The organism is Flavobacterium enshiense DK69 (genome assembly GCF_000498495.1).
Taxonomy (GTDB): Bacteria; Bacteroidota; Bacteroidia; order Flavobacteriales; family Flavobacteriaceae; genus Flavobacterium; species Flavobacterium enshiense.
Genome location: NZ_AVCS01000040.1, coordinates 22,107 through 32,452, shown reverse-complemented (window position 1 = coordinate 32,452; position 10,346 = coordinate 22,107). Strand labels below are relative to the sequence as shown.

The following is a 10,346-nucleotide window of genomic DNA, read 5'->3' as shown; positions in this document are numbered from 1 at the left end:
CTCCTTACTGCGAAAAGAAATGTAGGAACTCAAGGAAGGCAGCCGTTAACAGCGGTTTTGTGCAAGCGGGGTTTCGGTGTGTAATGGAATGGTCGGTGTTTGCACTTTCTTCTCCGAAGTCAGGTTTTTCCTTTCAAACTTTTCGGTATATTTGTAAGCATCAGTAATAAAAATCCCCGCCTGACACAAAGCCGGCGGGACGTTAGCGGTAATATCAAAAAAACTTTGTCTATAAAATTATGAGAGATAAAAAACTTAAAATAGTACTGTTATTGTTTTTAATCACTTTGTGTTTTGGCTTCACCATAAAAAGCAATTCTGAACAAGAAAATATTTTTGAATTCTCAAATGGAAAACAAAAAGTGAAATTTGAAATTGCTTCTGGGAAAGAATATCTAAAGTTAAACCAAACTAATAAAGTTTATTTGCATTTAGAAAATGTAAATATTGAAAAGCTTAATATGTCTGGTCATGGTTTAAAAATGGTTCATGAAAAAAACACAAAAAATAAGCTTACTCTTGAAATAAACACATCAAAAGAATTTTTAGAAGATGGAAAGTGGCGAATGATAATTTCTGAAATGTGCTGTGAAGATAGTTTGGCCTGGTATCACAAATTTTTAATTCCAACTAAATAATTAATTAAGATACTACCGCTAACAGCAGTTTGCAGCAAGTGGGGCTTTAAGGCTAAATTTAATGTTGGTTTTGTATTTGTAAACTTAATCTTAAATTGATACTTTTGGGATAACAATCCCCCACCTGCAGCAAGCTGGCGGGACGTTAACTGCCATAATTCAAAACTGCATGAATAATACTAACTGTTATATTGAATTCGATATCAATGAAATTAACAAATACAATGAACTTAAACATACTTTTGAATTAATAAAGCAGGCGAAAAACAATTGCGAACCAAAAAATGACAATTTTTGGTTGGATAACTTTCCAAAATATTCTTTAGAAAAATTCCATTTTTTGGATGATGACATAAAACCAAACTTCAAAACTTCAGAAAAAGGCGAATTCACTTGGCATTTCTACTCATTAATACTTTTGTTAGAAACAAATTATGAAATTGAATATTTGGGTTGTGAAATGACACAAAGAGACAGAGGAAGAATTGAATTTGATCCATATAGTTACCCTTACGGCGGCATAACGGGACTTATAACATTTATCAAATCATTTGATTGTTATCCAGCAAAAACCGATGATGGAACAGGGATATATGAAATAGATTTATTGAAAAATGGAGATTTTAATTTATCTGAAATTATACAAGCTAAACCAAAAAAGGCTTTTAGTATAAAACTTGAATTTCAAAATTTTATTAAAAAATTAAAGAGATAAAACTATTACGGCAGTTAACAGCGGTTTTAAGAAATGGCGGGTTTGGGATTCATCGGTAATGGTCAGTGTTTGCACTTCTCTCCTATTTTTCAGCTTTTTTCTTTCAAACTTTTCGGTATATTTGTAAACATCAGTACCAAGAATCCGCCACTTCTTAAAGCCGGCGGGACGTTAACTGTAATGTTGAAAAAACGAAACCTTAAAATAACATAATCGAAAAGCAAACTAGATATTTATGAACACAATTACTTACTTGAAAGAAGTTCAATTAATGAAGAAAATTTTAGCAATTGCATTAATATTTGCCGGATTTGGAATATTTGTAATGAGTAATATTTTTGTTGGCTTGATGATATTAATAATAGGTTTGAATTTAATATCTACAGAAGGAGCTGAAATAAATTTAACTGATAAAACATTCAGAAATATCAAATCAATATTTGGTTTAAAATTTGGAAAATGGAAACCTTGTCCAGAATTTGAATACGTTTCTGTTTTTAAAGCAAAGGAAAGCACACAGATAAGTGCTTATGGTGCAACTATGGGAACATTTAAAACTGATATTATTATGTTAAACGTATTTTACAAAGGAAATAAACATATAACATTCTATAAAACCGACGATAAAAATGATGCATTTGAAGTTGCGGAACATTTTAAGTTAGCGCTAGATATAGATATTTTAGATGCAACAACTGATGAAAAAAGGTGGTTGTAAGATTTTAATTTTTAGTTTTAAAAAAGGAAAATCAAAACACTACAGTTAACAGCGGTTTTATGAAATGGCTGGATTCGGTGTTTATCGGTAATGGTCAGTGTTTACATTTCTTTCTCCGAAAGAGGCTTTTTTCTTTCAGCCTTTTAGGTATATTTGTAAACATCAGTAATAAAAATTCCGCCACTTCATAAAGCCGGCGGGACGTTGTGCGTCATTTTGGCCAAACGAAAAGCATATGAACAAACGAAAAAAAATACGAGGTCATAAAAGAATTCAGAGAAGAATTGAAAAATGGATTGAACAAAATAAAACTATACATGTTGGCGACTTTCTCGCTAATCAATTCAATTATGTCCATGTATCTTTTGAACCATACTTCAATATTTCAATAAACAATAACAATATAGCTGAACCTAAATCTAAAACAAGAAATAAGATAATCTTGGGTTTGGAGGAAATCTATGATAGTTGGAAAATTGAACTTGATAAACTAAATCAACCGTACTTTTTAAAAATTTATTTGTTTGAACCAAGAATCTCAAAATCGCAGGTTATTTGCGCTTTGGGAAAAGATAATATTAATTACTACGAGAATATTTTTCGAACTATCGAAACAAAAAACACTCGTTCTAATTTATTAAATATTTTGGCCCCAGATTTTAAATGGAAAACTCATTCTGATGACAACATATATAGCGAGCAAGAATTATTATTTCCCGAAATGTATAATCAAACTGTCGGAGATTCTCACTATTGTAGAAAGTTTTTAAAAAAATTAAAGAAAAAATACACTAAAATTGAAGCTGAATCCTGCTATGGATTTGAAGATGATAATAAAACTGATTATTTCTATTATGTGCCAAAGGGAATTGTTTGGATTGGCGGAAAATAAAAAACGAACGCACAACAGCGGTTTTGTGCAAGCGGGGTTTAGGTGTGTATCGGTAAGAGTTGGTGTTTGCACTTCTCTCCTATTTTTCAACTTTTTTCTTTCAGACTTTTCGGTATATTTGTAAACAACAGTAATAAAAATCCCCGCCTGACACAAAGCCGGCGGGACGTTAGCAGAAATGTTTAAAAACATCATCTAAAATCATGAAATTTAATCTATCTAAATTTATAACCACATTCATAATATTATTAACTTTTTCGTGCACAAAGCCAAACGCTGGTTATTATGATGATGGAGGAAGAGATAGTTTTAATATTCATTTAGATGAAGTTGTGTATTTATCATTTCATGAAAACTCAACGACTGGATATACAAACTGTTGGTTGAATGAAAATGATTGTCAATCAGTGAAATTGATAAATCGCGTATCTCATAGTAACTCTGAAAATTCAAAAGAAATTGTTATCGGAGGTGGTGAAACTATTACTATGTCTTTTATTGGGAAAACAACGGGAATAGACACAATTAAGATAGCTAATTGTCCAACTTTAAGAGAAAGAAAAACCTGTACAGAATACAATCCTAAAAATACAAAGTCTGACATTGAAATAATTGTAGAAGTGACCAAATAACACTTCTGCTAACAGCGGTTTAGTGTCAATGCGCCTGTAACCACCATATTTTACTACTGTTCTTACCTTTTTCAACTTCATTAGTACAACATAGGTACAACAAATCAGAATACTTTTACATCTCTGTAAAGCCCTACTCTATTGAGCTGCGCTTGCCTGTTTAGTTTTTGGAACTCTGCCAACCTTCCGCAGTAATACTGTTGTACTGCTTTTGCATATCCATTGATCAAAAGCAAATCATTTAAACATTCTCCTCCTGGAAGAATTACATAACCTAATTGCCGATTCCAATAGTCATAATAGTTGTCCTGTTCAGTAATAATCGTTACAGGCGTTTTGGGCGGTGCAACCGACAAAACGAAGTATAAGGATTTCAAACCTAATTGAAGTAAATAGTGAGCCGGTAAATGGCTTTTCTCTTCGTCCTCTATCATCTTACGGTTTAACTTCACTTCCGGTGCATCTAAGCCATACAATCGGATTTCTTTTTTCATTCGGGTGAATTGATTGCAAATAATGATGCTGTCTCCGTCAAGGACTTCGTCAATTTGCCAGTGGGTTTCCACTACGTACGGTGCTTTTGCGTTGTATTGCATTGATTTACAGTTATTTAGGTGTTGATATTTCAAAGATAATCATTGAACTTTGACTTATCAGTTTAATCTTATTAATAACAATTTAAATCTAAAGAAAATGGCTAGACAGAAAGGCGTTTTAAAGTATGTGGGAACTCTAGGAGATGTTCGTCACTTCAAAATTAAAGGACAAGAAGGCTACTTTGCCGGAATGGTTGGCGGTCCTTCAGGAGAGCAAGTGTTAACTGCTCCGGAATTTGAAAGAACTCGTGAGAACATGAACGAGTTTGGCGCTTGTGCCAAAGCAGGGAAATCGGTTCGAACCGGACTTTCTCAATTGATGAAGCAAATGTCCGATACCCAAGTGGCAGGGCGTTTGACCGCTATCATGAAAAAAATCAATTTGGAAGACCAAACCGAAGCCAGAGGTTACCGAAAAATTGAAATCAGTTCACAGAGAAATTACCTCATCGGGTTTGAGTTTGACAAAAACACTTCCTTGAATGGTATTTTCAATGCACCGTTTACCGTTACACACGATGCGGGAAGAGATTCAGCGGATTTTGTAATCCCTGCTTTTAATCCTGCCAACCTTGTGAATGCTCCTGCCGGTTCTACTCATTTCCGGTTAATCAACACCATTTCTGTTGTGAGTGACTTTGAGTACAACGCAACTACTAACAGTTACGAGCCGATGGATGCGCCACTGAACGAAGTGAGCGATGTACAGTTCAGCGGATTCTTGGACTTGTATGCAGCTGCTCCGGCTACAACGGTTACTGCTGCCCTACCTGCCGGAACGGTTCCGACTGCCAACGTAACCGTTTTACAGTGCATCGGAATTGAGTTCTATCAACAAGTAGGTCCAAATTACTACTTGTTTGCTACAGGCAACTGTTTGAAAGTACAGGATGCTTTCTAAAAAAGGTTAAGACAAATCCCTCGGCCAGTCTGAGGGATTTTTTGTTTAACACCTAATCTTTCAGAACCACAATGGAAAATGTAAATAACCTCACAGTACTTTTTGGAACACTTATCAGCTTGCTGCTTTCGGTTGTGGCTTATTTTATCAAGCAACTACACACCGATTTCAAGAGAATGGAGAAAGATTTGGTCGAAGTTAAAACAATGGCTTTAATCATCAAATCGGAGTTCAAAAGCGGAAACGATTTACTGAACCAAAAAGTAGAATACCTCGAAAAAAGAGTACAAACAATTGAATTATCACTTTTAAAAAATCAAGATCATGAAAAATAGAAAAATGAATGTTGTGGAAAGAGTCCAGGCTCCAACTCCAAAATGGTTTAAAGTATTACGCACTATCGGACTTGCTTTGGCAACTGTTGGCGGTAGTATCATTGCTGCCCCAATTGCCTTACCTGCCGGACTGGTTACAGCTGCTGGATATTTGGTTTTGGGTGGCGGTATTATTTCCGCCGTTTCCCAAACCGCTGTAAAATCGGAAGAAGAACCGAAAACAGAACCGGAAAAAGTAATCTAACCGGTATCAATCCAAAATGAAGAGCTCCGAAATTCGGGGCTTTTTTCGTTTCTATGGGCAAATGCTTTGCCTTTCACCGTTTTATATAATTGGTGCGTTTATATTGCTGTTATGCGCTGGTGTACTCTGAATCGAAGCGCAAACAAAAGGACTATCCTTTGTAATAGCGATATAAAATCGTTTTTCGTAAATCATTTATGAGGTTTATGTTTTCTTGGAATTGCTTTTCTTTCTGTTCCAAGAGTTTGAGTGCCTGCATGTTTTTTTTATGTTGCTCGTGGTCCTGGATTAATCGGGTGACTTTTGGGAAAAACTCTTTTTTGAAATCGTATAGGTTTACAAAGGGAATGACTGAACCGCGAAGGTACATATGCCAAAATTTTGACTTCCATAAGCTGAACGCTATCCAGAAGACCGTTTCACAATCCTCTTCGTTTGAAAAGATGATTACAAAGCTGTTTGTAAATGGTGCTTTCTGCGGTTTTCCGCTGTTCATTCCTTTGTTTAGGATGAATAAATGTGGTTTGGCGTAAATAGTGCCGTTTCTGTGGGTTTTAACAATGTAGTTTGTCATGGCTCCGGATGTTTGGGTTATGCTCGGACCTTGCCTCGCACAACAATTACTTCAAAAGAAAAAAGAGAAAAAAAGAAAGCCATCCCGCCAAGTGGAGGGTTTCAGAAAAGCAAGTTTTTCGGATAAAATACTACCCGATAGGGTGGAGATTTTATCCGAAACCCGTAGGGCTTGAACTTGCTTTTTTGAAAACCGGAACTAAACTTTGCCTTCTTTTTTTTTCTTTTTTGTTTTGATATCCGAATTGTTTCAACTGAAAAACTATCAGGTGTTTAAACTACTATCCAAAAACGTGATTCAATGTGGAAGGGGGCTTGAAAGGGTATCGAATTTTGGGGCAGGTTGAAATACCAAAATGGAAGCAATTAGAAATGCTTTCAACCTGAACCGAAATTTGATACTCTTTCTTAGGGTTTGATTTTTGGGGATGCCTACGGCTACTTATGAAATGAAAATTATAAGTGGTGTTCTGAAAAGGAAAGGCATCTCCAAAAAACAACTGTAAACCACTCCTAGTGCGGTGGCAGTAGCGGAAACATGGGTATTGTTTCTTTATTTGTAAACGAAAGGTCTTCTGATTGGTTTTATGCCGGCTTGATGCCTTTACAAGTGAATAGTGAAATGTGAGAAGTGCATCACAGTTTTGTGTTATGGAATGGTAAGGCATTGAGCTGGCGTGAAACCAATTACGGCAATGCTACTGACAAATAAAGAAACAATACTTATGCGGGGTGCTTTTGGTTTTGTGGGTGCTGTTTACTTGAGTTGAAAGTCGCAGGCTCAGTTTACTGGGGATAGTGTTATGAAAAATGGACAGCACTTACAAAGCCAAAACTATTACTACCGCTTTAAACACAAAGAAGCTAAAAACAGGAAACGGAAACTTCTTCTGAAATGGATTTTGCCTAAAATTTTCTTCTAAAAAACGACGCTTGTTAAAGGCGGTGGTGAAGGGCGGTATTTTTGGTAGCCGGGTGATGCGATGGAAGCTGCCAAAAATGTTGCCCTGGAGCCACCGACAATCGTGTATGATGATGGTTCGTGATTTTTAAGTAAGAAGGTGTTATGTGCAGGGGGTTACAATTGTTGTTCCCGGCTGGCTTTGTGAAGTTTGGGATAGGTATGCTTTTAAATTACCCTTTTACAATTACTATAATAAATACAAAACCAACACACCCCATGACCCAAGCACCCGAATTGCACAAAACTACCGGTAACAGCAGTTGTTTGAAATTGGGGTTTTAGGCAAAATTTTAATGTAATTTTATATATTTGACAGCAGTTTTGATGGACTGGTTTAGGAATAAAACTCCACAACTCCACAAAGCCGGCGGGATCACATTAGCAGCAAGTTAAACTCACAGTACGTGTATAAAACAAATAACAAAGAATTAATATGTTGACATATAACGAACTCATAGAGCTAAGGGACAAATTGGCAAATGGCGAAATTTCATTAGAACTCGCAAAAGCAGAATTTTGGAATGACTTCAAAGAAGGACAACGTTCTTGGCATACAAAAGACTGGAAAGAAAGAAGGTCTAAATTTATTAAAGACAAATGTCAAATATGTAGTAGTAAAGAGATATTAACAATACAGCATCTTTCTCATCCAAGAAAACACACCGAATATATAAGAGAAATAACACGTGGATATGCTAAAGAATACATGAATAGCAATCCCGAAATTGATAAATCTGAATTTAGTAATTACGTACTAAAAAATTACGACTATGTGCCCGTTCCTTTATGCCCAAATTGTAAGGGTAAAAATCCTAGCGAAAGGGTGAGAAAAACGCCAAAATATCGTTGCGCGGACTGTAAGCACGAATTTGATGAAGCAGTTTATAAATCGGTAAATGAGCTCATTTCTATTTTTTATGAAAATGAGGAAGCATACGAAGTTCGAGATAAGTGTTTTGTGTCAAAGGATAAATGGAGAAATAAGAATAATCTATCAAATGTTAGGTATTGGTTGCAAAGAGATAGCGCAAAGAATAAAGACGCTGAAACGATTGAGAAAGAAGCATTTTTACAATATTTAAATGATAACATTAAATATCTTTCCTTTGAAGATACAATAACTGCTTGTAGAAAATGTGCATCTAGCTATGATTTACACAAAATGGAACTATGCCCAAAATGTAATACGCATTACAAAGGCATCCAATATCCAACCTGTATAGAATGTTTGCCTGAAGATAAGCGGAAAGCAGCACTCGAAATTATTGAATTTGGAAAAGAGTGGCGAGAAATGCATAAAAAACTTGGAATAGACTAAAAACCTGCTGCTAACAGTAGTTGTTTTTATTTACAATCCTACTTTTTATGTTTACTTGAAGAGATAAATCTTGGTCTGTTTCTAATATATTCCATTGCTTCCTGTTCTATTTCATCCATCGTTTTTATTCGTTTGGCTAATATCCAATCATCAATTTCCGATTTCTTGAAATATAGTTTTTTACCATATTTATAATGTGGTATTTTGCTAGTTGCAGTTAAACCATAGATTGAAGATTTTGCTAGCAATAAATATGCTGCTATTTGATCTACATTCAATAATTCGTCAGTAGAGGGAGAAGGTTCTTTGACGCTAAGCTTTTCGATTGCTTTTTCAATTCTGTCGAGTCTTTCTAAAAACAGTTCAAAAGGATTTTCCATTTTTTACTTAAAATTAGTGAAATGAAGCAAACAAAGAACCGGCTTTAGGAATACTAGGACTAAAGACTGTTTTTGTGCAGCTGAATGAGATAATTTAAGAGCATCTTCATAATCTCTATTTCAAAACTGTGACAGTAATTTTTTTTAGAGCGTTGGGAAATGATTAAAATATTTTATTTTATTTTTTCCTCAAAATTAGAATCTATAAATACTATTATTTGTTTTTTTAGTAGTGATAAGTTCTTCTTTATCAACCTCATTTAATAATTCATCTTCCTTTTTTATCATTGGATCAAACCAATCTGCTTTGGCTTTTGCCCATTTTAACCACTCTTGTAACTCTGCTGTAAGTTTATCATGTTGTAAAGCACTGCTCTCTATCTCATTCAAATATTCTCGAATTATCCTAGCTTTGTTATGATATATCGCATCACTAAATAATTCTTTTGTTCTTTGTAATTCACTATCCCGTAATTTTTGGAACTGTCTTCTTATTTCTTCCTGCTCTTCCCTTTTTATACGGCTCAATCTGCATTCTTCACGCCATTCTAATTCTTTTTGCGCTTCTAGTTCTATTTTAGCCACTATTTTAGCTAATTGGTTTTCTAATTTAATAGAACCATCACTCCACTCCTGTGCTTTATAGCTTTCACCTATTTTCAAAATCAAAATACCTGTAGGAACATATGTAGATGATTCATAGAGTTTAGTAGACGGTATTCTTTTAGTTTTTTCTCGAATTGAAAAATGAAATTCTACATCATTTACCACTATACGAGGACCGTAATTATTCCTATCTCTCCTAAAACTATGCCCTCTGTATCTAAGTAATTTTATAAACGCATCCATTATCCTTAAGGCTCTACTATAATTACCTTCTTCAACATAAATAGATACCGTATCTAATTTTTCAGGCCTGTAATAATGGTCTGTTTTTCTTTTTTCATCTACGAATTTGGTATTTTGAATTAAAATATCTGGTTTATATAAACGATCCGGTACTGTTAGCGGAGCTTTAATGTCATTCTGTATTTCTTTGGTTCTTATCGTAAGTGGAGTTTGGTCTACGTTTATTGGATTTCCTTCTTCTCTTATTGTTAAGACTATTTTGTCTTCTCCGCTAAAGTTTGCATTGAGGTTTTCCTTTATAACCTCCTTGTTGAATTTCAATTTTCCCCAATATCCGCTATTTGGCATAGGGATTTCAAATTGCTTGCAAAGCTTTTTAAAGCCATCATTTGATATTGCATACTCTAGGATTAGTTTTGATACTGGTGTTGCCCAAACTAAATCGTAAAATTCATTCCGTGTGAATTCCTTTGTGTTCATAAAATACCCGTCTATACTAATTTCAAATAAATATACGGGAAGTCTTTTAGAAATAGAAATTAGCGAAATGAAGCAAACAAAGAAGAGGCTTTAGGAACACTTGGACTAAAG

Annotated in this window: 13 protein-coding genes; 9 read left to right on the top strand and 4 right to left on the bottom strand. The window is 34.7% G+C overall.

Annotation, left to right across the window (positions count from 1 at the left end):
• Positions 1-239 precede the first annotated feature (239 nt).
• The 5 genes from FEDK69T_RS15210 (at position 240) to FEDK69T_RS15185 (ending at position 3,595) form a co-directional block, all read left to right on the top strand.
• On the top strand, positions 240-638 hold the full coding sequence (locus tag FEDK69T_RS15210) for a hypothetical protein (RefSeq protein ID WP_023575085.1): 399 nt from the start codon (positions 240-242) through the stop codon (positions 636-638).
• Positions 639-807: 169 nt separating this feature from the next.
• Positions 808-1,353, top strand: coding sequence for a hypothetical protein (locus FEDK69T_RS15205; RefSeq protein ID WP_023575084.1), 546 nt, complete (start codon positions 808-810; stop codon positions 1,351-1,353).
• Between the two features lie 235 nt (positions 1,354-1,588).
• The gene (locus tag FEDK69T_RS15195; RefSeq protein WP_023575082.1) at positions 1,589-2,071 is read left to right on the top strand and encodes a hypothetical protein; all 483 of its coding nucleotides are present in this window, start codon (positions 1,589-1,591) and stop codon (positions 2,069-2,071) included.
• 235 nt (positions 2,072-2,306) lie between these two features.
• Positions 2,307-2,963 (top strand): hypothetical protein, encoded by a 657-nt coding sequence (locus FEDK69T_RS15610; protein ID WP_023575080.1) that lies wholly within the window; start codon positions 2,307-2,309, stop codon positions 2,961-2,963.
• Positions 2,964-3,166: 203 nt separating this feature from the next.
• Positions 3,167-3,595 carry a protease inhibitor I42 family protein gene (locus FEDK69T_RS15185; protein ID WP_035630923.1) on the top strand — a complete coding sequence of 143 codons (429 nt, stop codon included), beginning with the start codon at positions 3,167-3,169 and terminating at the stop codon, positions 3,593-3,595.
• A gap of 104 nt (positions 3,596-3,699) precedes the next feature.
• Here the strand turns inward: FEDK69T_RS15185 and FEDK69T_RS15180 are convergent, their stop codons facing one another.
• On the bottom strand, positions 3,700-4,191 hold the full coding sequence (locus FEDK69T_RS15180) for a thermonuclease family protein (RefSeq protein ID WP_023575078.1): 492 nt from the start codon (positions 4,189-4,191) through the stop codon (positions 3,700-3,702).
• Positions 4,192-4,288: 97 nt separating this feature from the next.
• On the opposite strand from FEDK69T_RS15180, the gene FEDK69T_RS15175 reads away from it, so the two are divergent.
• From FEDK69T_RS15175 to FEDK69T_RS15165, 3 genes are all read left to right on the top strand, one after another.
• Entirely contained in the window at positions 4,289-5,092 is an 804-nt protein-coding gene (locus FEDK69T_RS15175) for a hypothetical protein (RefSeq protein ID WP_023575077.1), read from the top strand.
• A gap of 71 nt (positions 5,093-5,163) precedes the next feature.
• Positions 5,164-5,427 carry a hypothetical protein gene (locus tag FEDK69T_RS15170; protein WP_023575076.1) on the top strand — a complete coding sequence of 88 codons (264 nt, stop codon included), beginning with the start codon at positions 5,164-5,166 and terminating at the stop codon, positions 5,425-5,427.
• A complete protein-coding gene (locus FEDK69T_RS15165) occupies positions 5,417-5,671 on the top strand; it encodes a hypothetical protein (RefSeq protein WP_240473182.1) in 255 nt (84 codons plus the stop codon). Before FEDK69T_RS15170 ends, FEDK69T_RS15165 begins: the two co-directional genes overlap by 11 nt.
• A 151-nt stretch (positions 5,672-5,822) precedes the next feature.
• Here FEDK69T_RS15165 and FEDK69T_RS15160 read toward each other — a convergent pair whose 3' ends face one another.
• Entirely contained in the window at positions 5,823-6,245 is a 423-nt protein-coding gene (locus FEDK69T_RS15160) for a DUF6943 family protein (protein WP_035630924.1), read from the bottom strand.
• A 1,396-nt stretch (positions 6,246-7,641) separates the two neighbouring features.
• Between FEDK69T_RS15160 and FEDK69T_RS15155 the strand changes: the two genes are divergently transcribed.
• Positions 7,642-8,526, top strand: coding sequence for a hypothetical protein (locus FEDK69T_RS15155; protein ID WP_023575070.1), 885 nt, complete (start codon positions 7,642-7,644; stop codon positions 8,524-8,526).
• A 38-nt stretch (positions 8,527-8,564) separates the two neighbouring features.
• Here the strand turns inward: FEDK69T_RS15155 and FEDK69T_RS15150 are convergent, their stop codons facing one another.
• Together FEDK69T_RS15150 and FEDK69T_RS15145 are read right to left on the bottom strand one after the other, a co-directional pair.
• The gene (locus FEDK69T_RS15150) at positions 8,565-8,906 is read right to left on the bottom strand and encodes a helix-turn-helix domain-containing protein (RefSeq protein WP_023575069.1); all 342 of its coding nucleotides are present in this window, start codon (positions 8,904-8,906) and stop codon (positions 8,565-8,567) included.
• 195 nt (positions 8,907-9,101) lie between these two features.
• On the bottom strand, positions 9,102-10,235 hold the full coding sequence (locus FEDK69T_RS15145; protein WP_023575068.1) for a hypothetical protein: 1,134 nt from the start codon (positions 10,233-10,235) through the stop codon (positions 9,102-9,104).
• Positions 10,236-10,346 lie beyond the last annotated feature (111 nt).